31 protein-coding genes and 2 pseudogenes are annotated in these 26,476 nt (G+C 46.7%); 31 read left to right on the top strand and 2 right to left on the bottom strand.

The window, feature by feature from the left end; all coding sequences use genetic code 11:
• Window positions 1-124 precede the first annotated feature (124 nt).
• The 12 genes and pseudogenes from GYMC52_RS10370 to GYMC52_RS10320 all read left to right on the top strand — a co-directional run bounded on the left by GYMC52_RS10370 (window position 125) and on the right by GYMC52_RS10320 (window position 12,285).
• The gene (locus tag GYMC52_RS10370; protein WP_013524037.1) at window positions 125-409 is read left to right on the top strand and encodes a hypothetical protein; all 285 of its coding nucleotides are present in this window, start codon (window positions 125-127) and stop codon (window positions 407-409) included.
• A gap of 284 nt (window positions 410-693) precedes the next feature.
• Window positions 694-1,019 (top strand): annotated as a pseudogene (locus GYMC52_RS10365) (YnfA family protein).
• Between the two features lie 165 nt (window positions 1,020-1,184).
• The gene (gene cdr / locus GYMC52_RS10360) at window positions 1,185-2,828 is read left to right on the top strand and encodes a CoA-disulfide reductase (protein WP_013524036.1); all 1,644 of its coding nucleotides are present in this window, start codon (window positions 1,185-1,187) and stop codon (window positions 2,826-2,828) included.
• Window positions 2,829-3,062: 234 nt separating this feature from the next.
• The gene (locus tag GYMC52_RS10355; RefSeq protein ID WP_013524035.1) at window positions 3,063-4,262 is read left to right on the top strand and encodes an NAD(P)/FAD-dependent oxidoreductase; all 1,200 of its coding nucleotides are present in this window, start codon (window positions 3,063-3,065) and stop codon (window positions 4,260-4,262) included.
• A 16-nt stretch (window positions 4,263-4,278) separates the two neighbouring features.
• Window positions 4,279-4,818, top strand: a complete 540-nt coding sequence (locus GYMC52_RS10350; RefSeq protein WP_013524034.1) for a hypothetical protein — start codon at window positions 4,279-4,281, stop codon at window positions 4,816-4,818.
• Between the two features lie 14 nt (window positions 4,819-4,832).
• Window positions 4,833-6,242, top strand: coding sequence for an MBL fold metallo-hydrolase (locus GYMC52_RS10345; RefSeq protein WP_013524033.1), 1,410 nt, complete (start codon window positions 4,833-4,835; stop codon window positions 6,240-6,242).
• Between the two features lie 71 nt (window positions 6,243-6,313).
• Entirely contained in the window at window positions 6,314-7,333 is a 1,020-nt protein-coding gene (locus GYMC52_RS10340) for a PAS domain-containing sensor histidine kinase (RefSeq protein ID WP_013524032.1), read from the top strand.
• Window positions 7,314-7,943, top strand: a complete 630-nt coding sequence (locus GYMC52_RS10335; protein ID WP_011231571.1) for a response regulator — start codon at window positions 7,314-7,316, stop codon at window positions 7,941-7,943. Before GYMC52_RS10340 ends, GYMC52_RS10335 begins: the two co-directional genes overlap by 20 nt.
• Window positions 7,944-8,259: 316 nt before the next feature.
• Window positions 8,260-9,606, top strand: coding sequence for a cytochrome ubiquinol oxidase subunit I (locus tag GYMC52_RS10330; protein ID WP_013145008.1), 1,347 nt, complete (start codon window positions 8,260-8,262; stop codon window positions 9,604-9,606).
• Window positions 9,603-10,631 carry a cytochrome d ubiquinol oxidase subunit II gene (locus GYMC52_RS10325; RefSeq protein WP_011231569.1) on the top strand — a complete coding sequence of 343 codons (1,029 nt, stop codon included), beginning with the start codon at window positions 9,603-9,605 and terminating at the stop codon, window positions 10,629-10,631. The genes GYMC52_RS10330 and GYMC52_RS10325 overlap by 4 nt, the downstream gene beginning before the upstream one ends.
• Window positions 10,628-10,720 carry a cytochrome bd oxidase small subunit CydS gene (gene cydS, locus GYMC52_RS20365; protein ID WP_013145009.1) on the top strand — a complete coding sequence of 31 codons (93 nt, stop codon included), beginning with the start codon at window positions 10,628-10,630 and terminating at the stop codon, window positions 10,718-10,720. Before GYMC52_RS10325 ends, cydS begins: the two co-directional genes overlap by 4 nt.
• 329 nt (window positions 10,721-11,049) lie before the next feature.
• Entirely contained in the window at window positions 11,050-12,285 is a 1,236-nt protein-coding gene (locus tag GYMC52_RS10320) for an MFS transporter (RefSeq protein ID WP_013524031.1), read from the top strand.
• 5 nt (window positions 12,286-12,290) lie between these two features.
• Here the strand turns inward: GYMC52_RS10320 and GYMC52_RS19300 are convergent.
• Window positions 12,291-12,494 (bottom strand): annotated as a pseudogene (locus GYMC52_RS19300) (IS982 family transposase); the annotation flags it as partial.
• A gap of 143 nt (window positions 12,495-12,637) precedes the next feature.
• Between GYMC52_RS19300 and GYMC52_RS10315 the strand changes: the two are divergent.
• From GYMC52_RS10315 to GYMC52_RS10225, 19 genes are all read left to right on the top strand, one after another.
• On the top strand, window positions 12,638-13,324 hold the full coding sequence (locus tag GYMC52_RS10315) for a hypothetical protein (RefSeq protein WP_230982691.1): 687 nt from the start codon (window positions 12,638-12,640) through the stop codon (window positions 13,322-13,324).
• 89 nt (window positions 13,325-13,413) lie between these two features.
• Window positions 13,414-14,121, top strand: coding sequence for a cytochrome c biogenesis CcdA family protein (locus GYMC52_RS10310; protein ID WP_013524029.1), 708 nt, complete (start codon window positions 13,414-13,416; stop codon window positions 14,119-14,121).
• A 20-nt stretch (window positions 14,122-14,141) separates the two neighbouring features.
• A complete protein-coding gene (locus GYMC52_RS10305) occupies window positions 14,142-14,696 on the top strand; it encodes a peroxiredoxin family protein (RefSeq protein ID WP_013524028.1) in 555 nt (184 codons plus the stop codon).
• Between the two features lie 34 nt (window positions 14,697-14,730).
• Complete coding sequence (locus tag GYMC52_RS10300) at window positions 14,731-15,099, top strand: YidH family protein (RefSeq protein WP_011231564.1); 369 nt, start codon at window positions 14,731-14,733, stop codon at window positions 15,097-15,099.
• Between the two features lie 392 nt (window positions 15,100-15,491).
• Window positions 15,492-16,754, top strand: a complete 1,263-nt coding sequence (locus GYMC52_RS10295) for a glycoside hydrolase family 18 protein (RefSeq protein ID WP_013524027.1) — start codon at window positions 15,492-15,494, stop codon at window positions 16,752-16,754.
• Between the two features lie 457 nt (window positions 16,755-17,211).
• On the top strand, window positions 17,212-17,601 hold the full coding sequence (locus tag GYMC52_RS10290; protein WP_011231562.1) for a DsrE/DsrF/DrsH-like family protein: 390 nt from the start codon (window positions 17,212-17,214) through the stop codon (window positions 17,599-17,601).
• A gap of 23 nt (window positions 17,602-17,624) precedes the next feature.
• Window positions 17,625-17,870 carry a glutaredoxin family protein gene (locus GYMC52_RS10285; protein ID WP_013145011.1) on the top strand — a complete coding sequence of 82 codons (246 nt, stop codon included), beginning with the start codon at window positions 17,625-17,627 and terminating at the stop codon, window positions 17,868-17,870.
• A 46-nt stretch (window positions 17,871-17,916) separates the two neighbouring features.
• Window positions 17,917-19,044 carry an MBL fold metallo-hydrolase gene (locus GYMC52_RS10280; protein WP_013145012.1) on the top strand — a complete coding sequence of 376 codons (1,128 nt, stop codon included), beginning with the start codon at window positions 17,917-17,919 and terminating at the stop codon, window positions 19,042-19,044.
• Window positions 19,045-19,132: 88 nt separating this feature from the next.
• Window positions 19,133-19,702, top strand: coding sequence for a class I SAM-dependent methyltransferase (locus tag GYMC52_RS10275; protein ID WP_013524026.1), 570 nt, complete (start codon window positions 19,133-19,135; stop codon window positions 19,700-19,702).
• 89 nt (window positions 19,703-19,791) lie between these two features.
• Window positions 19,792-20,184 carry a hypothetical protein gene (locus GYMC52_RS10270; protein WP_013524025.1) on the top strand — a complete coding sequence of 131 codons (393 nt, stop codon included), beginning with the start codon at window positions 19,792-19,794 and terminating at the stop codon, window positions 20,182-20,184.
• Entirely contained in the window at window positions 20,151-20,411 is a 261-nt protein-coding gene (locus tag GYMC52_RS10265; RefSeq protein ID WP_013145015.1) for a metal-sensitive transcriptional regulator, read from the top strand. Before GYMC52_RS10270 ends, GYMC52_RS10265 begins: the two co-directional genes overlap by 34 nt.
• A gap of 102 nt (window positions 20,412-20,513) precedes the next feature.
• On the top strand, window positions 20,514-20,741 hold the full coding sequence (locus GYMC52_RS10260; RefSeq protein ID WP_013145016.1) for a sulfurtransferase TusA family protein: 228 nt from the start codon (window positions 20,514-20,516) through the stop codon (window positions 20,739-20,741).
• Between the two features lie 53 nt (window positions 20,742-20,794).
• Window positions 20,795-21,277 (top strand): DsrE/DsrF/DrsH-like family protein, encoded by a 483-nt coding sequence (locus GYMC52_RS10255; RefSeq protein WP_013524024.1) that lies wholly within the window; start codon window positions 20,795-20,797, stop codon window positions 21,275-21,277.
• Window positions 21,278-21,292: 15 nt separating this feature from the next.
• Window positions 21,293-21,658: a rhodanese-like domain-containing protein gene (locus GYMC52_RS10250; protein ID WP_013524023.1), complete on the top strand. Its 366-nt coding sequence runs from the start codon at window positions 21,293-21,295 to the stop codon at window positions 21,656-21,658.
• Between the two features lie 12 nt (window positions 21,659-21,670).
• Window positions 21,671-21,967 (top strand): rhodanese-like domain-containing protein, encoded by a 297-nt coding sequence (locus tag GYMC52_RS10245; RefSeq protein WP_013145019.1) that lies wholly within the window; start codon window positions 21,671-21,673, stop codon window positions 21,965-21,967.
• 23 nt (window positions 21,968-21,990) lie between these two features.
• Window positions 21,991-22,560 carry a sulfurtransferase TusA family protein gene (locus tag GYMC52_RS10240; RefSeq protein ID WP_013145020.1) on the top strand — a complete coding sequence of 190 codons (570 nt, stop codon included), beginning with the start codon at window positions 21,991-21,993 and terminating at the stop codon, window positions 22,558-22,560.
• A 49-nt stretch (window positions 22,561-22,609) separates the two neighbouring features.
• Window positions 22,610-23,746 (top strand): MBL fold metallo-hydrolase, encoded by a 1,137-nt coding sequence (locus GYMC52_RS10235; RefSeq protein ID WP_013524022.1) that lies wholly within the window; start codon window positions 22,610-22,612, stop codon window positions 23,744-23,746.
• Window positions 23,747-23,818: 72 nt separating this feature from the next.
• Window positions 23,819-24,601: a sulfite exporter TauE/SafE family protein gene (locus tag GYMC52_RS10230; protein WP_013524021.1), complete on the top strand. Its 783-nt coding sequence runs from the start codon at window positions 23,819-23,821 to the stop codon at window positions 24,599-24,601.
• A 149-nt stretch (window positions 24,602-24,750) separates the two neighbouring features.
• Window positions 24,751-25,134 (top strand): DUF302 domain-containing protein, encoded by a 384-nt coding sequence (locus tag GYMC52_RS10225; protein WP_013145023.1) that lies wholly within the window; start codon window positions 24,751-24,753, stop codon window positions 25,132-25,134.
• 173 nt (window positions 25,135-25,307) lie between these two features.
• On the opposite strand, the gene GYMC52_RS10220 is transcribed toward GYMC52_RS10225, so the two are convergent.
• Window positions 25,308-26,426 (bottom strand): fatty acid desaturase family protein, encoded by a 1,119-nt coding sequence (locus tag GYMC52_RS10220; RefSeq protein WP_013524020.1) that lies wholly within the window; start codon window positions 26,424-26,426, stop codon window positions 25,308-25,310.
• Window positions 26,427-26,476 lie beyond the last annotated feature (50 nt).

Genomic DNA, 26,476 nt, shown 5'->3' with positions numbered 1-26,476 from the left:
GGTTGGGGTGGCGCCGTCCGCTTGTGGTTTATTTCGAACTTATAGGGAACGATTTTTGACATTTTGACAAGCATGTTGTTCGTTTTGCAGGATTCTCTCCTGTGGGCCGCGAAATGGAAAATGTATGATTTTGCTGGGCTTTTTTGAAACATATGTGAAGCTGTCGGAGGAAGAAGAGCAGCAACTGCAAAGAGAGGTGAAAACGATGGAAACGAAAGAAAAAGAGAAAGTGTTGGAATTGATCATTTCCTATGAGCAGAAAGGGAGAAAAGAAGGAATGAAAGAAGGAATGAAGGAAGGAATGAGGCGGCTGATTGAGACTATGGCCCGCAAAGGGATGACAAATGATGAGATTGCCCGGTTGGTGGATCTTCCGGTCGAAGAGATCGAACGGTTGCTTCGGGAATGAGCGAATGGCTTCTATTTCTGAAAATGGCGGAGTCAGAGAGAGGCAATGATATTGTCTGTTGCATCACTGTACGGATTTCAGGCGAAAACTCGGACGATAGATGCAATTGTATGCGGCTGTCAAAAGATCATGAATACGATGCCTTGCCGATGAAGGCAAGGTGTATTTTTTTGCTTTCATTGAAGTGAAAGTCGAGACAAGTGGCGTGATGGTGTTTATAGGGAATGTTGAACCATTGCAGTATAAATAGGATTGTACATTCAATCGATAAGGAGATTTGCCCTATGCTTCAAGCAATCGTCTTGTTTCTTTTGGCCGGCAGGCTGAAATTGGCGGCGGTTATTTAATTTGGTTATGGTTGCGAGAAGGGAAGCCGCTTTATTAGGGAGTTTTTGGCGGGCTGGCGTTGGCATTGTACGGTGTCATTGCCACCTTTCAGTCGTTTCCATCATTCGGCAGGGTGTATGCTGCTTATGGAGGGGTGTTTATTGTTCTTTCCGTACTGTGGGGATGGCTCGTTGACCAGAAGACGCCGGATCGGTACGATTGGATCGGCGCGGCGATTTGTTTAGCAGGCGTTTCGGTGATGCTATGGGTGCCGCGCCAATAACGTTTTTTAGGAAGATGGGCAAAAATGTGATCAATATCACTGCGTTCCATCCTTATGGGTTCTATTATACATATAGGGGTATATGTTTTTGCGAGGGGGTTGTTGCCAAAACTCGCCTATAGGGGGATGGACGAAACCACATCATTTTTAGGGAGGATGATGAAGATGAGAAAAATCGTCATTGTCGGCGGAGTGGCGGGAGGAGCGACAGCGGCCGCGCGCCTTCGCCGGTTGAGCGAAGCGGATCACATTGTCCTATTTGAGCGCGGCGAATACATTTCGTTTGCCAACTGCGGGCTGCCGTATTATATCGGGGGTGTGATTGAGGAACGAAGCAAGCTGCTCGTACAAACCGCGGAGGTGATGTCCAAACGGTTCTGTTTGGATATCCGTCCGTTGAACGAAGTGACCGCCATTCACCGCGACCGCAAAACCGTTTCCGTCCGGAATGTAAAGACGGGGGAAGAGTACGAAGAAACATACGATATTCTCATTTTATCGCCAGGAGCGAAGCCAATTGTGCCACCGATTCCGGGAATCGAAGAGGCGGAAGCGTTGTTTACGCTGCGCACAGTGCCGGATACAGATCGCATCAAAACGTATATTGACGAACAAAAGCCGCGGCGTGCTGTCGTGATCGGCGGCGGGTTTATCGGGGTGGAAATGGCTGAGAATTTGACACATCGCGGCATCCATGTGACGTTGATCGAGCGGGCCAATCAAGTGATGGCGCCGATTGATTATGAAATGGCGGTCATTGTTCATGACCACATGAGAGAGCATGGGGTGGAGCTTTTGCTGGAAGATGGGGTGCGGGCATTGGAAGAACGTGGCCGTCGTGTCGTCTTGACAAGCGGGCGCGTGATCGAAACGGATATGATTATTTTGGCCATCGGCGTCGAGCCGGAAAGCTGGCTGGCTAAGGAAGCAGGATTGGAATTAGGGGTTCGCGGCGCGATCAAAGTGAATGAACATTTGCAGACGTCCGACCCGTCGATTTACGCCATTGGCGATGCGGTGGAAGTGAGACATTATATTCACGGTTTTGAAACGTTCGTGCCGCTCGCCTGGCCGGCCAACCGGCAAGGGCGGCTTGTCGCTGACCATATTCACGGCTTTGACGTGAAATATAGCGGCACGTTGGGAACATCGATTGCGAAAGTGTTTGAACTAGCGGTCGCGGCGACAGGCCTTAACGAAAAAATGTTGCGGGCGCTCGGCGTCCCTTATGACGTTGTGCATATTCATCCTCTCAGCCACGCCGGGTATTACCCGAACGCCGAGGTGATGACGTTCAAATTGATTTTCGATCGCAAGACCGGGCGCATTTACGGCGCGCAGGCGGTCGGAAAAGAGGGAGTCGACAAACGGATCGATGTCATTGCCACCGCGATCAAAGGGGGATTGACCGTTCGGGATTTACCGGATTTGGAATTAGCTTATGCGCCGCCGTTCTCTTCGGCGAAAGACCCGGTCAATATGGCTGGGTATGTCGCCTCCAATATCATGGACGGGCTTGTCGAGACGGTGCAGTGGCATGAAATCGAACGGATTGTGGAGGCAGGGGGCGTGTTGATCGATGTCCGCACGGCGGAGGAAACGGCGCGCGGCATGATCCGCGGTTCGATTCACATTCCATTGGACGAATTGCGTGACCGTTTGCATGAGCTTCCGAAAGAAAAACCGATTTATGTCATGTGCCAAGTCGGGTTGCGCGGATATATCGCCGCTAGGATTTTGAGGCAGCACGGATTTCGAGCGATCAATGTAGATGGCGGCTACCGGTTATACGCCGTCGTCAAACAGTAAAGAATAGAACGTCTTGCCCAAAGTGGCAGGGCGTTTTTGATATACTGGTGAACTAGTGAAAACATTCGTGAGAAAAGGTTTGAAGATGTCAGAAGCAAGGAACATCTCCTTTTCCATGCTTTTCATAACAAAAAGATCAGGGAAATCCCCTATGGGTATATGAGTTGAAAATATATACAATGTAGTTAAGCTAATTAAATCAATTTGAAAACGAATACAAAGGAGTGATAAGTGATGGCTCGTGTATATGATGGAAAAGTCGTTATTGTTGGAGCAGGCTCAGCAGGGATTTCAATCGCAGCCCGTCTGTTAAGAAAAAATCGTCAATTGTACGGTCAAGTGTTGCTCATTGATCCATCAGATAAACATTATTATCAACCACTTTGGACACTTGTTGGCGGTGGAGCAGCAAAAGCAGAAGATTCCGTTCGCGAGCAAGCGTCGCTCATTCCAGAGGGAGCAAAATGGTTGAAAGAAGCGGTCGATACGTTCATGCCAGAACACAATACCTTGAAAACGAGAGAAGGCTCAGAAGTGCGTTACGACTATTTAGTCGTAGCTGCCGGAATTGAAATCTATTGGGATCAAATCAAAGGGCTAAAAGAAACGATTGGAAAAAACGGAGTTTGCAGCAACTATTCCTATGATTACGTGCAAAGCACATGGGAGAACATCCGTAACTTCCGTGGCGGTACAGCGATTTTTACCCAACCGAGCACACCGGTAAAATGTGGAGGGGCACCTCAAAAAATTATGTACCTAGCTGACGATTATTTCCGTCAATCCGGTGTGCGCGACCAAACGAATATCATTTTCGCTTCAGGCTTGCCAAACATTTTCGCTGTAAAAAAATACGCCGATACGCTTGAACAAGTCATTCAACGAAAAAACATCGAAACGAAATATCGTGTCGAGTTAGTTGAAATTGACGGAGAGGCGAAAAAAGCGACATTTGAACATCTCGATACGAACGAGCGCTTCACATTAAGTTTTGATATGATTCACGTTACACCGCCAATGGGATCACCAGCTTTTATTAAGAAAAGTCCATTAGCGGATGCGGCCGGATGGGTTGATGTTGATCCGTATACGTTACAACATAAAACGTATGAAAACGTATTTGGCGCAGGCGATTGTACAAACTTACCGACATCAAAAACAGGAGCGGCAATTCGAAAACAAGCGCCTGTTGTTGCTGAAAATTTGCTCGCACTCATGAACGGAAAACCGTTACAAGCTCGATATGATGGCTATACATCATGCCCGCTTGTGACCGGTTATAACAAACTTGTTTTAGCTGAATTTGATTATGATAAAAATCCCCAGGAAACGTTTCCTTTTGATCAATCGAAAGAACGGATGAGCATGTATGTGTTAAAAAGAAACTTGTTACCCATTATTTATTGGAATGGAATGTTAAAAGGGCTCATGTAGGAAAGGGGGATGAACAATGTCGTTACAGCCTATATTGCAACTGCTTGAAAAGGATGAGCAACGGGAAGCGCTCCATTACTTTATTGAAAAACTCCCGCAGCTAAAAGAAGCGACAGAATCAATGGAAGAAAAAATCACATTCATCCAACATGTCATGAACGATAAACAAACGCTTGAGTCGTTGTTTGCTGAATGGGAAGCAAAAGCAGCGCCGTTTCGGTTGACGTCCGAACATTTTGAAGCGATTGCAACACTCATTCAATTATTGCCGACGCTTGTCCAATGGCTACAAAAAGCAGAAGAGTTCGTTTCATTTGTGACAAGCGTCATGAATGATCGCGAGTCGATGGCGTATTTGACGAAAGGAATCAAAGATATTGTTCCAATTGGAAAGGGACTAGACATCTTAAAAGAAACGAACGAGCGCTTTGCTTGCGAGCGTGATTCGACAACTGTATCACTTTTACGCATATATCGTTTGTTAAAACATCCAATCGTTCAAGATGGAGTGAAATATATAGAAACGCTGCTTGATGTAGCAAGCAAACATAAATAATGAGGGGGATGCATATGTTCTTTCGTTCATTTTTTTATGAACAATTAGCTCATATGTCTTACTTAGTTGGATGCCAACGAACAGGTGAGGCAATCGTTATTGACCCAGGTCGCAACGTTGATTGGTATATCGATACAGCGAAAAAAGAAGGATTGCGAATAGTAGCTGCAGCAGAAACACACATCCATGCTGACTTCGTTTCAGGAGCCAAAGAATTAGCGAAATGTTGTGGAGCAAAACTGTATTTATCGGATGAAGGAGATGAGAACTGGAAATATCAATATTTAAATGAAGTTGATTACGAGCTTGTGAAGGAGGGAAGCATTTTTACAGTAGGAAACGTTGAGTTTCAAGTGATTCATACACCAGGGCATACACCAGAGCATATTTCGTTCATCTTAACTGATAAAGGCGGCGGCGCAAAAGAGCCGATGGGCATTTTTACAGGTGACTTCGTTTTTGTTGGGGACGTTGGCCGTCCGGACCTGCTTGAAAAAGCAGCAGGGATTTCCGGCACAGCGGACATTGGCGCTCGTCAAATGTTCCAATCGCTAAAAAAATTCAAAGCACTCCCAGATTATTTAAAAGTATGGCCGGCGCACGGAGCAGGAAGTGCATGCGGGAAGGCACTTGGTGCTGTTCCTTCTTCAACGGTTGGATATGAAAAGCTGACCAACTGGGCGCTAAAAATTGAAGATGAAGAAGAGTTTGTGAAACTATTGCTTGCAGGGCAACCGGAGCCGCCGAAATATTTTGCAATGATGAAACAAGTGAATAAAATTGGTCCTGAATATTTGAATGAAAAAGAAGTACCAGTGTTGTCAACACGTGAGCAACTCGACGAGTATCAAGCAAACGGAGCGTTTATTTTAGACGTTCGTCCGCCTCAAGAATTTGCGAATGCACATTATGCAGGATCCATCAACATTCCGTTTAACAAATCATTTACAAACTGGGCAGGTTGGTTCATTAACTATGACCAAGACATTGTGTTGATTGCAAGTCAAGAAGATGTACAAGCGATTCGCAAAGCGCTTGCTTATATTGGGTTGGACCGCATTGTTGCGTACATTGAACCAGTCGTTGCATTAAGCGGTGAAGTAGAGAGATATGAAGAAATTGATGTGCAACAATTGCGTCAATATTTACAAGACGAGCATTATCACCTTATTGATGTGCGCAATCAAGCAGAATGGGACGAAGGATATATTGAAGGGGCGCAACATATTATGCTCGGCGCGCTTGCTGATCGTTTAAACGAGATTCCAGAAGGAAAAACGTACATTGTTCAATGTCAATCAGGTGCGCGCTCAGCAATTGGCGCAAGTATCTTACAAGCAAAAGGGGTAAAACAGGTGCTGAATTTAAAAGGTGGGTATTTAGCGTGGGTGCAAGAAAAGCTTCCAATTGCCAGAAAAGCATAAGGACTGATTTCATCAGTCCTTTCTTTCAATTTTTTTCTTTTGACACCTATAATAGAGAAAGGAGGGTAAAAATGAAATTTTTGGATAGAATTTTTACTTACATTCAAGACGGGATCATTGTAATGGACCATGAGCGAACAATTGTCGAAATGAATCCAGCTGCTAAGCGACTCACTGGGTGGCAACTTGGCGAAAAAGTACCATATTGCTCGTTTTGTCAAAAGCGTGATGTACGTCAAGGTGAAGAGCGATGTTATTTAATTTCCACTGAAGAAGTGCCGTATTTTTTATCTGAAATGCCAACTTATCATGGACACTTAATTGATGTGGAAATGAGCACAGCGCTTATCCTTGAACAAGACGGTGCAAAATATTATTTGCTTGTACTTCGTGACCAAACGGTGAAGAAAAAAGAAGAAGAAGTACTTCATTCCAAATGGATGGTGAAAAAACTAACAGAAGCAAAAGAGGAAGAACATAAACGTCTCGCACAAGAATTGCACGACGGTGTTGGTCAGTCCCTCTACAGTATTTCTATTGCTTTAGATAATATCATACAACGTATACAGGATGAAAAGTTACACGCATATGTCAAAGAGGTACGCGAAGAACTTGGTCGTGTCATGGAGGATGTGAAGCTATATGCGCAACAACTTCGTCCGAAAAGTTTAGACGCACTTGGGCTCATTCCGACCATTCAATCGCTCATTCATTCATTTCAATCAAAAATGCCAAATATGTCGTTTTCACTTCAAACGAATGTATACACGCGCTTGTCGCCAACAGTGGAAATTAATCTTTACCGTGTCATTCAAGAAGCATTGCATAATGTCATGAAGCACGCAAAGGCAACAGAGGTATGTATAACAATCGAACGAGTGGGGCAAGAATTACACGTATCTATTAAAGATAACGGAGTTGGTTTCGAGGTTGAAGAAAAACGCGAAGGACTTGGCTTAAAACATATTCAAGAGCGTATTTCCCATTTAGGTGGAGAAACAATCATTACGTCTGCGCCAATGAAAGGAACAACGATTTTTGTATGTGTACCAATAGAAGGGAGTGAAGAGGATGAAAGTGTTGATCGTTGATGATCATGATTTAATTCGCAAAGGCATTCGACTACTCCTAGAAGGATTTCCGGATGTTGAAGTCGTTGGAGAAGCAAGCAACGGTTGCGATGCGATTACGCTTGCGTTGAAGCACCATCCTGATGTTGTTTTGCTAGACCTTTCTATGCCGACAGGGCTTGATGGATTTACAACCGCAAAAACAATCATGGATGAACTGGATACCAAAATCGTTGTTTTAACCATGCACGATGAAGAAATATATGTGCAAAAAGCCCTTCAACATAACATTCATGGCTACTTGTTAAAAAATAGTCAAACGAACGATTTGTACAAAGCATTGAAAGCGGTATGTCGAGGAGAACGGTTTTACCGTACACATATCCCACAAGAGAAACTAGAAAAAATAATCATGGAAAAAGAACCGAGATCTCCTCTTACAAATCGTGAGCGGGAAATTGTTCGGTTGACATTTTTAGGATATACCAATAATCAAATTGCGAACAAATTAAAAATCAGTCCTAAAACAGTTGAAAGCCATAAAGCGAACATTATGCAGAAGCTTGGTATTAAGGAAAAACATGAGCTCATTCAATACGCTTTAAAAAATCAGATTGCAGATTTAGTATAATTTATAAATTTTAGTGATCATTCTATGCATGTGATTTGAGATAAGGGGTCCCGATTCTTTGCTTTTCACAATAAATATGTGAAAAATGTCACAAATCATTCGCATTTGTAAGGGATAAGACGAGGATGTTTTGTGGGATAATAAAAATGACTAGTTTGTGATATTTATCATAAAATTTGTTGTGCATGAATGTCGATGGGAGAGGATGATCGTGGGGAAACGGCAAGAAATATGGCTTGTATGGATTAGTTTTTTGGCGGCGGCAGCCGTGTTTGTTTCGTTGATCAGCCGACTATTTTCTTAGGGGGGATGAACCGTGCGCGAATACGATCCGGTGTGGTTCAGCCGCGTATTGACCGAGTTAACATTAACGTTCCATATTATTTATGCCACGATCGGCGTCGGGATTCCGCTTATGATCGCCATCGCCCAGTGGGTCGGGATCCGCAAAAACGATATGCATTATGTTTTGCTCGCCCGCCGTTGGACGCGCGGCTTTGTCATTACAGTGGCGGTCGGCGTTGTGACCGGGACGGCGATCGGCTTGCAGCTGTCGCTTTTATGGCCGCATTTTATGCAGCTGGCTGGCCAGGTGATCAGTCTGCCGCTGTTTATGGAGACGTTCGCGTTCTTTTTTGAGGCCATTTTTCTCGGTATTTATTTGTACACATGGGATCGATTCGAAAACCAGAAAAAACATTTGCTTTTGCTTATTCCGGTGGCGGTCGGTTCTTCGGCGTCCGCGATGTTTATTACGATGGTGAACGCGTTTATGAACACACCGCAAGGGTTTGCGCTGAAAAACGGTGAGATTGTCAACATCGACCCGATCGCGGCGATGTTCAACCCAGCGATGCCGACGAAAGTCGCCCATGTGCTGGCGACGGCGTATATGACATCGGCGTTTGTTCTTGCTTCGATTGCTGCTTGGCATTTGCTCAAAGGCAACAGGCACATTTATCATCGCAAGGCGCTTCATTTAACGATGAAAGCGGCGTTGATTTTTTCGATAGCGAGCGCCCTTGTTGGCGATTTGTCAGGAAAATTTTTGGCTGTCTATCAGCCGGAGAAGCTCGCGGCCGCTGAATGGCATTTCGAAACGAGTTCCCATGCGCCGCTTGTGTTTTTTGGTATGCTTGAAGAAGACGGTGAAGTGAAATACGCGCTGAAAATTCCATACGCCCTTAGCGTCCTAGCTCATAACCATCCCGGCGCCATTGTGACCGGACTGAATGACATTCCAAAAGATGAGCGGCCGCCGCTGTACATTCATTATTTATTCGATATGATGGTGGCAATTGGCGTATTTTTAATGTTGGTCGCAACGGCGTATTGGCTCGGGTCGGTTTTTCGGTGGAAATGGACGACGAAAAAATGGTTTTTTGGCCTGTTAGCGGCGGGAGGGCCGCTGTCAATGATCGCGATTGAGGCCGGATGGTACTTGGCGGAAGTCGGACGGCAGCCGTGGATTTTGCGCGGCTATATGAAAACAGCAGAGGCCGCGACATCATCTGCCCATGTCGATATGATGCTTGTCTTGTTTTGCCTGCTATACCTCGTGTTAGGAATCGCAAGCGTAATAGTCCTTGTTCGTTTGTTCCGCCGCAACCCGGTTGAGCGGGAATTGGCGGAGGGCAATGGCAACGGGGAGGTGGCACTATGACGCTTGAAGTTATTGGCATTTCGGTGTTATGGCTGTTTCTGTTTGGTTATATTATTATCGCTTCGATCGACTTCGGGGCTGGTTTTTTCAGTGCCTACAGCCATTGGGCGAACAAACAGCATATTTTGCATCGCATCATTCAGCGCTACCTTTCGCCGGTGTGGGAAGTGACGAACGTTTTTCTCGTCTTTTTCTTTGTCGGCATCGTCGGCTTTTTCCCGAAGACAGCTTATTATTACGGATCGATTTTGCTCGTTCCGGCCAGCCTTTCGATTATTTTGCTTGCCATCCGCGGTTCATACTACGCGTTTCACACGTACGGGGGGACGGAGCGGAACTGGTATTTGCTCGCTTACGGATTGACAGGATTGTTCATCCCGGCATCGCTGTCCATCGTCTTGACGATTTCAGAAGGCGGATTTGCTGAAAAAAACGGAGACTCCCTGATGCTTGATTACGGCAAGTTGTTTGCCAGCCCGCTGTCATGGAGCATCGTGCTGTTAAGCGTCACAAGCGTTTTGTACATTTCCGCTGTGTTTTTGACGTATTATGCAGACGCGGCCGGGGATGAACGAGCGCGAGCGCTGTTGCGCCGCTATGCTCTTATTTGGAGCGGGCCGACGATGTTATCAGCACTGCTCATTATTTACCAGCTGCGCTACCATAATCCTGAACATTACGCAAATTTGTGGAACATGGCCTGGATGTTTGGCGTTTCTTTTCTCTTTTTTGCGCTCACCGTTTGGCTTCTTTGGCGGCAACGGCGGTTCGGCTGGGCGTTTATTGCGCTTTTGTGTCAATATGCGTTCGCCTTTTACGCCTACGGTATTTCGCACTATCCGTATTTGCTTTACCCGTATCTGACAATTTACGACGGGTTTACGAATGAGACAATGGCCATTGCGCTGATCGTTGCGTTTATTGCTGGCTTGTTGCTTTTGATTCCATCGCTCTATTTGCTGATGCGCCTCTTTTTGTTTAACAAAACGTACGTCAAAGGAAAATGGGAAGGAGGAAAAGGATGATGCAAACGTTTTTGATCACGTATGCACCGATGATTATCGTTGGACTGTCGGTCGTCGTCTCGTTCTGGGTGGGCTTGAAAGATGTGTGAGTGAATCATTGACTTCTTTCTCATACTTCTTTATCATTCTAAACCGAGAAGCCCCCACTTCCACGCATGAGCGTAAGCGGAGGATGAATCGGTATTCGTCATCGATCTCCCTCTTGCCTCCCACGAATCAAAAGGTGTAATAATGAAAGATATGTCTCAACACTTTTGGGACATACTCTTAGAAGGTAGGTGAAAAATAGCTGTCACGTGCAAATCAGCGGCATTTCGCCAAAAAAGAAAGATCGTCTCGCAAGGTTTATCTAATTGAAAAACGTCTGGGATCAGCAACCTTTTGTACTAAATCACCAGCCCTTTAGGAGGTGAAAGTAATGTCTAAAAAAATCGGGATCAAGGAAAATTTATATCAATTTATTTTATTAGTCGTTACCAATTTATTTGTTGGATCAATGGTAGGGATTGAACGAACTGTTCTACCGTTATTAGGTGAGGAACAGTTTGGTTTGGCTTCTGCAAGCGCAGCTCTTTCCTTTATCATTAGTTTTGGTTTTTCTAAGGCGATTGTAAATTATTTTGCAGGGCAAATTGCTGATAAGTTTGGCAGGAAAAGAGTTCTCTTGTTAGGTTGGGTCGTTGGTTTATTTGTACCTATTCTCACTATTTTAGCACATGCATGGTGGGTAATTGTATTTGCAAATATTTTGTTAGGTATTAACCAAGGACTGACTTGGTCAATGACAGTTAATATGAAGATAGACATTTCCAAAGCGAACCAAAGAGGAACGGCAGTAGGTTTAAATGAATTCGCGGGATATTCTGGTGTGGCAATAATGGCTGCAGTATCAGGTTATGTTGCTTCTTCCTACTCATTAAGACCAGAACCATTTTATTTAGGGATCGGTATTGTCATTATTGGAATTTTATTATCTTTAATTGTAAAGGATACTGGGCAACATCTAAAGATTCAAATTCGAGATAATGCTACAAAAAATGAGAGCATTAATAATTTATCATCCAAAGAGGTATTTAACTTAACAACATGGAAAGATAAAAACCTTTCTAGTATTAGTTTTTCTGGATTGGCAACCAATTTGAAAGATGGGATGGCTTGGGGGCTATTTCCTTTATATTTTACTACTGTAGGTTTAAGTGTTAGCCAAACAGGTACAATAGTAGCCGTATATCCAGCCGCATGGGGATTTTTTCAGTTGTTTACGGGAGTATTGAGTGATAAAGTCGGAAGGAAAAAATTAATTACCTATGGAATGTGGACACAAGCATTTGCCCTTTGGTTTATCTTATTTGTTAACAGTTTTTCTTTATGGATTTTAGGTGCTATTCTTTTAGGTTTGGGTACAGCAATGGTTTATCCGACCTTGCAGGCAGCAATTGGTGATGTTGCATCACCTAACTGGCGCGCATCTTCAATGGGAGTGTACCGTTTTTGGAGAGATAGTGGTTATGCGTTCGGGGCGTTAATTGCTGGAATAATAGCAGATTTATTAGGAGTCACATGGGCAATCGGGATCGTGGCCTTGCTACCCTTTCTTGCTGGAGTCTATTCACGTATGCGGCTGGATGAAACTTTGAAAACAGTGGCAAAGTGATGTCATGCCCGTTCGGAAGAAAAGCTCAGCAACTTTCCTGACAAGGTAAGTCGCCATGTCCACGGCATCTTCCTGATTGACCAGGCGGTTGCGGCGATGAAGATGCATCTGAATCAATGATAGTTGAGCAGAGACAAAAAAGAAAATGGCGGCATATGGTTTTTTGAAGTCTGGCTTGATTCTGTAGAAAAATGAAAGTGCTCTTGTATAGGGACTCTCCTTTTGAAGGATAGGTGGCACTCCATTCTATTTGGAGATCCGCAGATAAGGGCTATTTTTTGCTTGTTTTATTTTATCTAATACCACTGGTTGACAACGTCTAGATTGGGGGCTAATATACCCATAGGAGTAGTTGTATAAAAATTCATTTGCATTGTTTTCAATTGATGATAAAGGAATGAAAGGTTTTCTCGTCATTGGAGAGCATCCAACGTTGGGAGTGCGGAACATGAATGATGTCATTGATGTGGGGCCTTTGCTTATTCGCACGAGCTGGCTCATTTGGTTAGTTGCTGGAGCTGGGGGGTATTTGTTTTGGCGTGTTGTCTGGACGGGTTCAAGCGAACAGCGGAGATGCATACAACAATTGTTAATAGACGGCGTGTTCGTTTACTTGGTTGTTTGGAAAATCAGCCCAGTATTAATGGATCCTTCTTTGTTATGGCACAATCCGCTTGGGGTGTTGTATTTGCCAGGTGGAGATCGAGGTGTGATGCTTGGGGCGGTGACGGCTGCCACCGTGACTATATTTCGCACCTATCGCCAAAATATTCCTATGCATTTGTTGGTGAATTCGACGATAGTGGTTTATTTAGGGGCGCATTTTGTTTACTATTTGTTCGAACGGCAATACGGACCGCCGTTGGATCATTTTTTGTTTGCTCTCCATCCGATTCACTTATATCAGCTGTTCCTTGCCGCCGTAGTGATGTTGTGGACGATTTGGCAGCGAAATCCTCTTGAAAGGGCGGAGTATACGTATCTATTTTTAACGATATGGGGAGGCGGGCAATGGATGATTTGGATGATAGCGAAGTGATGGGATATCGGACAGGAGTTCGAAACTCGAAATAAAGATGTGCTGCTCTTTTCTTGAAATGTGACTGAATTGAAAGGATGTCGATCCATATGTCAGTGATATTCGCTTTCGTTGCAGGAGCGCTTTCTTTCTTTTCCCCTTGCATTTTTCCCCTTGTTCCTGCCTATGTTGCTCATTTGACAGGCACTCCAATAAGGGAAAACAGAATCCGGGGCGGAAAACGGGAGATCCTCATGCGCTCTCTTGCGTTTATTGGCGGATTCAGTGTCATTTTTGTACTGATGGGAGCGACGGCAAGTGCGATTGGACAGATGTTGGTTCAATATCGCGAGTTTATTGAAAAACTTGCCGGTTTGTTTATTATCATATTCGGTTTGCAGATGGCTGGCATTCTCTCTTTTCGTCTGCTGATGAAGGAAAAACGTTGGGACACAAGCACAAGTAAGGCAAAAGGATGGTTAAGTTCCATATTTGTCGGAATGGCGTTTGCGGCTGGATGGACGCCTTGTGTAGGATTGACACTGTCATCCATTTTACTATTGGCTAGTTCAACGGAAACGTTATATAGCGGGATGGTGCTTCTCTTGGTTTATTCTTTAGGGTTGGGTGTGCCATTTTTGCTTCTCTCTCTTGCCATGACGAAATCACTGCAAATCGTAAAAAATGTGAATCGTTGGCTTCCACTGTTATCGAAGGTTAATGGCTGGTTGCTCGTTGTACTCGGCGTTTTGCTTTATACTGGGCAAATGGCGAAAATTAGCGCCTTGTTATCGAGTTATTCTATTTTTTCCTTTTAACAACGCAAGGGGGGAGAAGGTTGAAGAAAGCAACAGTGGTATTGGTACTTCTGATTTTGACAGGGTGGGCGATCTATGATACGTTGTCCAAAAACATGGCTTCTTCGGTGAAAGATGGAGGAAAAAGCGAAGGCCAAGTCGCCGAGGGAATTGAAGTGGGAAATCGAGCGCCAGATTTTGTATTGCGGACGCTGAATGGGGAGAAAGTGAGACTATCAGATTTTCGCGGAAAAAGAGTGATTGTGAACATATGGGCGACTTGGTGTCCGCCTTGTCGTGCGGAAATGCCGAATATGCAAAAGTTTTACGAGCAGTATAAAGATGAGAGAGTGGAGATTGTCGCGGTCAATTTAACCCAATCGGAAAGGCAGCCGGAACATGTCGCGCGCTTCATTCAGGAGTATGGAATTACGTTTACTGTCGTTCTTGATGAAAAAGGAGAGGTATCCCGCCAATACGAAGCTCAAGCGATTCCGACAAGCTATCTCATTGATTCGAAAGGGATCATACGGAAAAAAATGATTGGACCGATGAGTTATGACTGGATGGTGGATCAAATGGAATCGATCCAATAAGCACATCGTCGATAGAGAAAAGGGGAAATAATGGATGAAAGAGACGAAACAGCAACCGACAGAGGACTCCAAATATATTCAGCAACACTTAGCCAATGAACGGACGTTTCTCGCCTGGATTCGCACCTCGATTGCCATTATTGGAATTGCTTTTTTAATGATCAATTTGCATGAAAAATCAACGAGCAACGCATTGTCCACGGCCATTGTCCGATTGATTGGAGCATTGGCGGTGGTGATTTCCATCTGCACGATTGTGTTTTCTGCCATTAGTTATGTCGTGAAGACGAAACAAATTAATGAACAAACGTTCCGGCCGTCACGCCCGCTGATTTGGTTTTTGGCTTCTCTGTTGCTGCTGATCACCGGATTGTTTGGATATTATTTTTTTACCTTGCTTTAACAGCGGCTTTTTGGCCGCTTTTTGTTTTGTCCTGTTTTAGGATTAAGAGTAGCGCACAAGCAAATGAGAATAAAACAAAAGAACGGCAATTGACTGTCGTGGTTCGCTCAATCAAATCGATACTAGGATGTATTGGAGATTACATACAAGGAGGAGTCCGCGATACAAGGCGCCCCCTCACTTGTCTTACAGGAAGGAAGAAGGGGAGTTCAATGTGCAGTATAAAAAAAGGAGAACGCTCCAGGGGGTATCATACATGCCATAATGGGGAGTAGAGCACATACATGGGGTACAGAAGATAGCAAGACAAGGTGCAGGCGCAAGCAACAGGCATATATATATTATCATACCGGCGACGAAACTTTGTTGATTGATGAAATGGAGGGATGATCATGTTTATCCACACTGTTCAGCCTGGGGATACGCTTTTTTCAATCGGCAGGCGATACGATTATCCGCTGGAAAGTCTGCGCCTTGTCAATGGCTTAGTTGAAACGAATATTGTTCCTGGTCAAGCATTGCTTGTTCCCAGCTATACGTATACAGTGCAGCCAGGGGACACACTAAGCGCCATCGCACGGAAAGCATTTGTGACGGTCGAACAGTTGCGGGCAGCCAATCCGGCGGTGGATCCGTACAGAATGCATCCGGGAATGAAAATTTATATTCCTGATATTTCCTGGTATCAAGCCATAACGTTAGCCTATTACACTCTCCGCGAACCGAACTTAGATCGGACGCTCGTGCGAGATTTTGCCCCCTATTCATCGTACATTGCCCTGTTCGAATATCGCTTTGCCCCTAATGGCGACATTGTCACTACGCGGGATGACGCCGCAGCGATTGAAACAGCATGGCAAAACCGCGTGACGCCCATTGCGGTAGTGACGAACCTAACATCGGAAGGATTTAGTACGAGACTGGCAAGCCAAGTGCTGAACAATCCGGAAGCAAGGGCGAATTTGGTCGAGAACATCTTTTATTTAGTATCACGAAAAGGCTATGGTGGCGTCAATATTGACTTCGAGCAAGTTCGCGGCGAGGATCGTGATTTGTTTACTGGCTTTTTGCGTCAGTTGCGCGATCGGTTAAAACCGGCTGGATATGTTTTGACGATCGCCGTTCCAGCGAAAACGAGCGAGGAGATCCCTTGGCTAAGAGGCTACGATTACGGCGGCATTGGCGCTGTCGTCGACTATATGTTTATTATGGCGTACGATTGGCACCATTTAACAAGTGAACCTGGCCCAGTTGCACCAATTGGTGAGGTGAGATCGACGCTTCAGTTTGCCGTCGAGCGCGTGCCCCGAAAAAAAATCTTGCTCGGACTCCCGTTATATGGATACGATTGGATCATTCCATACCAGCCTGGGACATCGGCGGATGCTCTCTCCAACCAAGAGGCGGTTTTAACCGCCATGCGTTACCAATCACCGATTCAATATTCGTTTCAATATGAATCGCCGTTTTTTCGATATACTGATGAACTTGGAAACATTCATGAGGTATGGTTTGAAGATGTCAGAAGCATGGGACAGAAAATGAAATTGGCCCGCCAATTTCAGATTGCAGGTGTCGGTGCATGGGAGCTGGCGCTAGGATTTGCGCCAGGGCCATGGTTGTTGAGGAAATTTTTCACTGTAAGAAAGGTATAATGTTAAAGATGGGAAATGGTTTTGACAGTCATGAGAAGGTTGGGCGAAAGCCGCTTTTTTGCTAATAACTCGGAGCAGAAGGTAGGCGGATGTTTCCTTATAATGCGCAGAAGTAAAATATTTACAGGTAGGTCCTCGGTATGGATCTCTGATAAAGGGGGATGAACTTATGTTTGATGTTGCATTTAAGGGTCACCAAGTGAATCACTGTCGAACCCGAGGCAAAAATATGGAAAACAATTTTGCACGCTTTGAAAGCAGCCTTTGTTTTGCTGCTTTTTTATTTTTTTAGAATTGGATGCGTATTTTCCTGTTGACAAAAGACAAACAATTCGATAATATTATATCTGTAACATACATATACACGTATATGTATATAACAAAAACGTGTATATGTGTATAAATTTGAGGCAGACAATAAAACATAATGAACGAAAAACATAAGGAGGTTGTTTGCATGAAAGTGGCAATCATTGCAGCAAACGGCGGGTTGTTTGATGCGTACAAGGTGTTCAACATCGCGACAGCCGCTGCGGCGGCAGACGCAGAAGTCGGCGTGTTTTTCACGTTTGAAGGGTTGAATCTCATCCATAAAGAAGCGCACAAACAATTGCCGATTCCTGAAGGGAAAGAACATTTTCAACAAGGGTTCCAAAAAGCGAACGTTCCATCGATTGCCGAATTGCTTCAAATGGCGCAAGAGATGGGTGTGAAGCTGATCGCTTGCCAAATGACGATGGATGTCATGGGGCTTGACAAAGACCAATTCGTCGATGGTATTGAGGTGGCGGGGGCGGCGACGTTCCTGCAGTTTGCGAAAGACGCCGATATTACATTGGCCTTCTAATAAGGGAGAGGAGGAAGGAGAATATGGCACAAGTCACTGTCTATACAACAACGACATGCCCGTATTGTGTGATGGCGAAAAACTTTTTGCGCGCTCAAGGGATTCCGTTTAAGGAAGTGAATGTCGAGCTCGATCCGGAAGCGGCGCGGAGGCTGGTGGAAACGACCGGGCAAATGGGCGTGCCGCAAATCGAGATTAACGGCCGCTGGGTGCTCGGGTATGATCCGGATGCCATTATGGCATTGTGGAATCAGGCGAATCATCGTTGAGAATAACGGACCATTGACGAAACTATGAGATCAGGAGGGGATATCGTTGGCAAAAACGATTTCGGTCAAAGAGATCGCCAATAAGATCATTCGCGGCGAGGAGCTGTTCATTGTGGACGCTCGCAACCCCGAAGATTTTGCCGATTGGCGGATTGAAGGGAGACATGTCGAGGTCGTCAATATTCCGTATTTTGAAGTGTTGGATGGCATTGAACCATATTTGGACCGTTTGCCAAAAGATAAAAGCAAAACGATTTATGCCGTTTGCGCGAAGGGCGGCTCGTCGGAGTTTGTGGCAGAACAGTTGGAAGCGGCGGGCTATACGGACGTTTATTCGATCGAAGGTGGCATGAAGGCGTGGAGCGAGCATTTGGAACCAGTGAAAATCGGCGAGCTGAAAAGCGGAGGAACGATTTACCAATTCGTCCGCCTCGGCAAAGGGTGTCTCTCGTATCTCGTCGAATCGAACGGCGAGGGGGCGTTGATCGATACGAACCGCATGACTGACGCGTACGTCCGTTTTGCGAACGAACACGGCATTACAATCAAGCATGTGCTCGATACGCACTTGCATGCCGACCATATTTCTGGCGGGCGCAAGTTGGCGGAAGAACTGGGTGCAACGTATTACTTGCCACCGAAAGACGCGGAAGAGGTGACGTTTACCTACACACCGATTCAAGATGGCGACCGCATCCGCGTCGGCCATGTCGTGATTGAAGCGTTGTATTCGCCGGGGCATACGATCGGTAGTACATCGTTTATTGTGGACGATCAATATTTGTTAACCGGTGATATTTTGTTCATCGACTCGATCGGACGCCCGGATCTTGCTGGGAAAGCGCAAGACTGGGTCGGCGATCTGCGGGAGACGCTTTATCGACGCTACAAACAGCTTGCAGATGATCTGATTGTATTGCCGGCGCACTATATGGGGCCGAATGAAATGAATAAGGATGGCAGTGTGGCGGAACGGTTGGGGATTCTTTATGAAAAAAATCATGGTTTAAATATTTCCAGCGATGAAGAATTCCGCCGAACGGTCACGGAGAACTTGCCGCCGCAGCCGAATGCTTACAAGGAAATTCGGCAGACCAACATGGGGAAATTGCATCCGACGGAAGAGGAACAACGGGAGATGGAAATCGGTCCAAACCGTTGCGCCGTTCGGTAGGGAAAAGGAGCCGGCGTTTTCCAATGCCGGCTTTTTTCCTCTCTTTACGAGTATAATGAAATTGAAGTGAGGAATAGGAGGGAAAAGGATGACAGGGCATCGTTTTCATTACGAACATGCTGAACGATTATTGGATCCGAAGCGCAAGGAATGGATCGACCCGCAACAGGCAATTTCGATGTTGTCTGTGAAACCGAATGACACGATCGTGGATCTTGGCTCGGGGAATGGCTATTTTACGATTCCTCTCGCGCAGGCGACAAACGGAAAAGTGTACGCGATCGATGTGCAGCCCGAGATGATCCAGTTATTAAAAAAACGGGCGCAGCAGTTTGCGATCACCAACATTGAATATCAGGTGGCGGATGTCGCCTCAACCGCCTTGCCTTCCCATTCGGTGGACAAAGGAATCATGGCGTTCGTCTTTCATGAAGTGGAACGAAAAGAAGCCGCCATTGACGAAATTCGCCGCGTGATGAAGCCAAAAGGGCAGTTTCTGTTGATCGAATGGGAAGCGATTGAAAGCGAAATGGGGCCGCCGCTCCATGAGCGGATTCCGTCGGATGAACTGTTTTCCTATGTGAAACAAAAGGCGGGCAACGTGGAACTTGTCCGTTTTCACCCGGCTGTCTATGGTCTTTTGATTCGCTGGGAATAACCAATTGTTGAGGAAAATATTTCTTATTGTCATTATACCGTATAGGGTATATAATGATCGTGCATAGGGTGAATAGAGGGGGTGAACCGTTGATCGTCAGCAGTTTGTTATTCTTTCTCATTCTTTTGGGCGCAGCGTTGTATCGACGCTACTATCCTGTCAAACATATCCCATGCCTTCCGGTAGAAGAGGTGCCGGACGGCTTGCTTCTTCTTGACTTGCGCGATTATAATGAAAGCAACGGCTCCATATTTGGCCAAGCGTTGCATATTCCGGTGGCGTATTTGAAACGGCATGTTCGGCATATCCCGCGAAAGCCGCTTCATATCATTGCCCAGGATGCCATCGAAAAAAACGTCGGCATCCGGCTGTTGCGCTGTTATGGCTATGAGGTGAAAAGCTATTCGATCACGGCTTGTGATTGTCAAGAAAGGGGGCGAACGAGCCGATGGAATATAATAAAGAGATCAAAAACCGCTTAAAACGGATTGAAGGACAAATTAAAGGCGTCCTTGGCATGATGGAACAAGGGAAAGACTGCAAGAGCGTCGTTTCCCAGCTTTCAGCGGCGCGCAATGCCATTGACCGCGCCATTGCGGTGATCGTCAGCACCAATTTGGAACATTGCCTGCGTGAAAGCATGGAAAAAGGAGAAAGCACAGACAGTCTTGTCAAAGAAGCAGTGGAACTGCTTGTGAAAAGCCGTTAATGCGTTGATCAACAAAAAGGTGTTGACAACGTTCTTTTTCTTGTAGTAATATACCCATAGGGGTAATGGTAATAAAAATCTGTTGTGAAGGAGGTCATCATCATGAACGTAGCGAAAGTATTGGATGCGAAAGGATTGGCTTGCCCGATGCCGGTGGTGAGAGCCAAAAAAGCGATGGACGAATTGCAGTCGGGAGAAGTGCTGGAAGTGCAAACGACCGATAAAGGGGCGAAAAACGATTTGCCGGCATGGGCGAAAACAAGCGGCCATACGGTCATTGAGATGAAAGAGGAAAACGGTGTGTTGACGTTCTGGATTCAAAAAGGATAATTTTTTAGGTTTTAATATACCCATATATGTATATTTAGAGAGGAGGCAGCCAGATGACACAGCCGAAGAAAAAGACGACGATCATTTTGTTCAGCGGCGACTATGACAAGGCGATGGCGGCTTACATCATCGCCAACGGCGCCGCTGCCTACGACCATGACGTGACGATCTTTCATACGTTCTGGGGGCTGAACGCCTTGCGGAAAGAGGCGCCGGTTCCGGTACAGAAAGGATTTCTTGAAAAGATGTTCGCGAAGATGATGCCGCGCGGCGCGGACCGCATGGGGCTGTCGCGCATGAATTTTGCCGGCATCGGCCCGAAGTTGATTAAAAAGGTGATCAAAAAACATAACGCCATGCCGCTTCCGCAATTGATCGAGATGGCGAAAGAGCAAGGCGTGAAACTCGTCGCTTGCCAAATGACGGTCGATTTGCTTGGGCTGAAGCCGGAGGAATTGATCGACGGCATTGAGTTTGCCGGCGTCGCCGCGTATTTGGCTGATGCGTCGGAAGGGAACGTGAACTTATTTATTTAATAATGAGGGAATGATATGTCGCAAACGATCATCAACATCATCCTGTTTGTTTTGCTTGTTTGGTTTTTAGCCAGCCGCTTCATCCCGCCGAAAGGGGTGCGGATGATCACAACAGAGGAATTGAAACGACGGTTGAAAGAACCTGGGGTGCAATATATTGATGTGCGCACCCCGATGGAGTTTCAGTCTTACCATCTTCCAGGTTTTCGGAACATCCCGCTGCACGAATTGACAGCACGCGTTCACGAACTATCCAAAGAAAAAGAAGTGATAGTCATTTGCCAAAGCGGGATGCGAAGCCAAAAAGCGAGCAAATTGTTAAAGAAAATGGGATTTCAGCACGTAACGAACGTCAAAGGCGGCTTAAACGCCTGGCAGTAGAGGAGGATGATGATGAAAACAATCACACCGAAAGAGGTAGAAGAACGTCTTCGCGCAGGAGAATCTCTTCATATTATCGACGTGCGCGAGCCGGATGAAGTCGCTGCAGGCAAAATTCCAGGAGCGGTCAACATTCCGCTCGGCTTGATTGAGTTCCGCATGCATGAATTGGACAAAAATGAAGAATATATTCTTGTCTGCCGTTCCGGCGGACGGAGCGGCCGTGCCGCGGAGTTTCTTGACAGCCGCGGTTACCGCGTAGTCAACATGACAGGCGGCATGCTCGCCTGGGAAGGACCGATCGAATAAACCATCAAGGAGGGAATCTGCCAATGATTAAAGTCGATATGACGGTAGACGCGAAAGGATTGTCCTGCCCGATGCCGATCGTTCGCACGAAAAAAGCCATCAATGAGCTGCAGCCAGGCCAAGTGCTGGAAGTGCAGGCGACGGATAAGGGATCCAAAGCCGATATCAAAGCATGGGCGGAAAGCACAGGGCATCAATATTTAGGAACAATTGAAGAAAATGGGGTTTTGAAACATTATATCCGCAAGTCAGCGGAAAATGAAACACGCAAAGAAACGACATTCCCTCATGTCGTATCGAATGAAGAATTGCAAGAAAAACTTCACGATCCTGATTCGTTTGTCTTGGATGTCCGCGAACCGGCGGAGTATGCGTTTGGCCATATTCCGGGCGCCGTTTCGATTCCGCTTGGGGAGCTCGAGAATCGGATGGCCGAGCTTCCGAAAGACAAAACGATTTACGTCGTGTGCCGCACAGGGACACGGAGCGATTTGGCTGCGCAAAAGCTGGCCGAAAAAGGATTTGACCGTGTGCGCAACGTCATTCCAGGCATGTCGCAATGGAACGGGCCGCTTGATTCCGCTCAATCGTAATGGAGCGGCCTTTTTCAACAATCAAATATACATTGGGGGGTATGATAATATGGTGAAAGAAATGACCGTGCAACAAATGACGGAAAAGGTGTTAAACAAAGAATCGCTGTTCATCTTGGACGTCCGCAACGAAGGCGATTTTCGCGATTGGAAAATCGAAGGGGAAAACTTTGACTATTTGAACGTGCCGTATTTTGAATTGATTGATGGGGTTGACTCGATTGTCGACCGTCTTCCGAAAGACAAAGACATCGTCGTGGTGTGCGCGAAGGGCGGATCGGCGGCGTTTGTCGCCGAACAGCTGACGGAAGCCGGATTTGACAACGTTTATACGCTCGCTGGCGGGATGCAGGCGTGGAGTGAGCATCTCCATCAAGCCAAAGTATACGAAGATGATCAGTTGAAAATTTACCAATTCATCCGCGTCGGCAAAGGATGCCTGTCGTATATGGTCATCTCCGGAAGCGAAGCGCTTGTCGTCGATCCGTTGCGGTTTATCGATGTGTACGAACAAGCCGCCCAACAAGAAGGGGTAAAGATCACGCATATCGTGGACTCGCACTTGCATGCCGACCATCTTTCCGGCGGCAAGGCGCTGGCCGAACGAACCGGAGCGACGTACTACTTGATGAAAAGCGAGGGAGCGGTGTTTGATTTCGAGCCGCTCGAGCAACATGAAACGATCGACTTCGAAAACGTTCATTTGGAAGTGTTGGCAGTGAAAACGCCGGGGCATACGCCAGGCAGCGTCTCGTTCTTTGTCAACGGCAAATGGTTGTTCTCGGGTGACACGATCTTTGTCGGCGGTCTCGGGCGGCCGGACCTCGGCGGCAAGGTGGCGGAATGGGCGGCGGATTTGTATGACACCGTGTACGAAAAAGTCGCGGCCATGGCGGATGATGTGATCGTCTTGCCGGCTCATTACGCGAACTTAGATGAAGAAATCAACGCGGAGGGGTATGTCGGCGATACGCTAGGCCGCATCCGCGCCCGCAATGAGATGATGCAAAACAAACCGAAAGACGAATTCATCGATCTTGTCATCCAAAGCGCCAATACCGAAACACCACCGAACTTTGAAGACATTGTCGCCATCAACCGCGGGCTCAAAACCGTTGATATTGAAACAGAGCGGGAGCTTGAAATCGGCCCAAACCGCTGCGCGCTGCATCATACCCATGCCTAAAGAAGCGGCACAGATTGGCAAGGGACGGGGGCGTGCCCCGTCCCTTTTGAAAACAAAAGGGAGGGATGGTCAATGGATGTTTCGCTCGCATTTCTCATTGTCATCTTTTTAATCGGTTTTGTCGGTTCGTTTATTTCTGGGATGGTGGGGATCGGCGGGTCGATTATTAAATATCCAATGCTTCTGTATCTTCCCCCGTTGTTTGGGCTGGCGGCGTTCAGCGCCCATGAAGTGTCGGGGATCAGTGCGGTGCAAGTGTTTTTCGCCACGATCGGCGGCGTGTGGGCGTATCGAAAAAGCGGTTACTTGAATAAATCGCTCATTTTGTATATGGGGATAAGCATTTTGGTCGGCAGTTTTGTCGGCGGCTATGGCTCGAAGCTGATGAGCGAGGGAACGATTAACGTCGTTTACGGCATCTTGGCGGCATTGGCGGCCATCATGATGTTTGTGCCGAAAAAAGGGATCGATGACATTCCGCTTGACCAAGTGACGTTCAACAAAGGGGTGGCGGCCGCCTTGGCGTTTCTGATCGGCGTCGGGTCCGGCATCGTCGGGGCGGCGGGGGCGTTTTTGCTTGTGCCGGTCATGCTCGTTGTCCTGAAAATCCCGACGCGAATGACGATCGCCACGTCTTTGGCCATTACGTTCATTTCCTCCATTGGCTCTACGTTCGGGAAAATCGCCACCGGCCAAGTCGATTACATCCCGGCGCTCATCATGGTCGTCGCGAGCTTGCTTGCCTCTCCGCTAGGGGCGAAAGCGGGGCAAAAAATGAACACGAAAGTGCTGCAAGTCATCCTTGCCGTGTTGATTTTGGCGACGGCGGTGAAAATTTGGGTGGATATTTTATGATCGAAGCGCTTGAAAGGCGACGGGTCACGGGAAAAGACATGTGAACGCTGGAACTGATCATGTGTCGCCGTCCGTTTTCTGCGTGATGGTGAGCGATCGATTTGGGCATGCTAAACAACGGGAAAACATAACGAAGGGAAGAATGAGCGATGTTCCATTACACGGTTGACGTGTCAACGGGCATGAACGAAACGATCGAGCGTTTGGAAGAAAGCTTGAAACAAGAAGGATTTGGCGTGCTCTGGCAGTTTAGCGTAACCGAGAAGCTGCAAGAAAAAGGGCTTGATTTTTCCACGCCGATGGTCATTTTAGAAGTGTGCAACCCGCAAGAAGCGGCTCGGGTGCTAAACGAAAACCTCTTGGTTGGCTACTTTTTGCCGTGCAAACTCGTCGTCTATCAAGAAAACGGCACAACGAAAATCGGCATGCCGAAACCGACGATGCTCGTTGGCATGATGAACGATCCTGCTTTGAAGGAAATCGCGGCCGACATTGAGAAGCGGCTGGCCGCTTGCCTCGACCGCTGCCGCTGATGGGCAATGAAAAAAGGTGTCCCACATGACGGGGCACCTTTTGGTTGTGCGCACATACACGGAAACGCGGGTTTGCAGAAAGAAAAGCGCTCTTTTCCCTTCTCCGCCGCTTCTTGATCGATGATCCAAAAGGAGAATCACAAGGTGGCTGATTGTTGCAAAGCCAATCCTTTCTACAAATTCCCTTGCCCCGCTGCTTTTTTTGTTTTTGCCCGTTTTTTAGCTGAGCGCGGTTGTTTCTCTGTTTCCAGCTCGCGATGCACAATCCGGTCGGGATCCAACCCATTGCCAAGCGTGCCGTACACATGGCCTTGCTTTGGCTCGATGAGCTCATGTTGCTCGTAGTAGACGCGCGGCGTTTTCCAAAGGGCGGCCAACGCTTTTCCCATCGGCATTTCGTGGTAGCGGTCGGGCCACATTTGTTTGATGTATGTTTTCACGAGCGGATAGTACTTCGAACTCATCGCTGGAAAGAGATGATGTTCGGTATGGTGCGAAAAGTTGAAGTGAAGGATATCCACCCACTTTGGCACCGTGACGGACAAGCTGTTGGCCAACGGATCGTTGACCGGCACTAACGGATTGAGACGGTGGTTTGTTGAGATATAGCTCATGACGATCGTGTTGGCGACGAGCAGCGGAAGCAAAAAGGCGAAAAACCATTTTTCCCAGCCGACAAGCCATAACAGCCCGAGCCATGTCGCCCAAGGCAAGAAAAATTGAAACAGGACAACCGCGCGGTTCTTCCGGCGAAAGTCTCTAAAAAAGTAAAACAGCATCCGGATCGAGTGAAGGGTAAACATCACGGACAACGAGCTAAAAGCGAAAGAAGCGCGAATCGGAAACGGGATGCGGTATACCCAAGAGAGCAGGCGGCTTTTCGCTAATTTCTCCATGCTTGGCCACGCGTCCGGGTCTTTTTCTTCATGCTGGGTGTGCACATGGTGGCTGGCGTTATGCCATTTTCGCCACAACTTCGGACCGGTGCAAAGCGGCCAAAAGGCGATCGCTCCGAGAAGATCGCGCAGCCATGGCGTTTTGACGACTGTGCCGTGCAAAATTTCATGTCCTAAAAATCCTAACGCGGCAAAACTGAAACCAAGCACAACAGAGATGAGGAGGTTCCATACCGGGTGAAGATGAAAAAGTGATACAGCGAGGATGCCGGCGATGACGAGCCCTACATAAGCCAGACCTCCAAACAAGCGGGACTTCACAGGTTGAAACGCTTTTTTCGGCAAATGCGGGGCAATTTTCGCCGCGTACCAGCCGAACGGGTGAAAATCATTCATTCAGTGATCTCCTTTCAAACTACTCTCCGTTTGACAAGCAGCGGCGAAGC

The organism is Geobacillus sp. Y412MC52 (assembly GCF_000174795.2).
Lineage (GTDB): Bacteria > Bacillota > Bacilli > Bacillales > Anoxybacillaceae > Geobacillus > Geobacillus thermoleovorans.
Note: the sequence above shows the minus strand (reverse complement) of the source record. Positions and strands in the feature narration are given on the sequence as shown.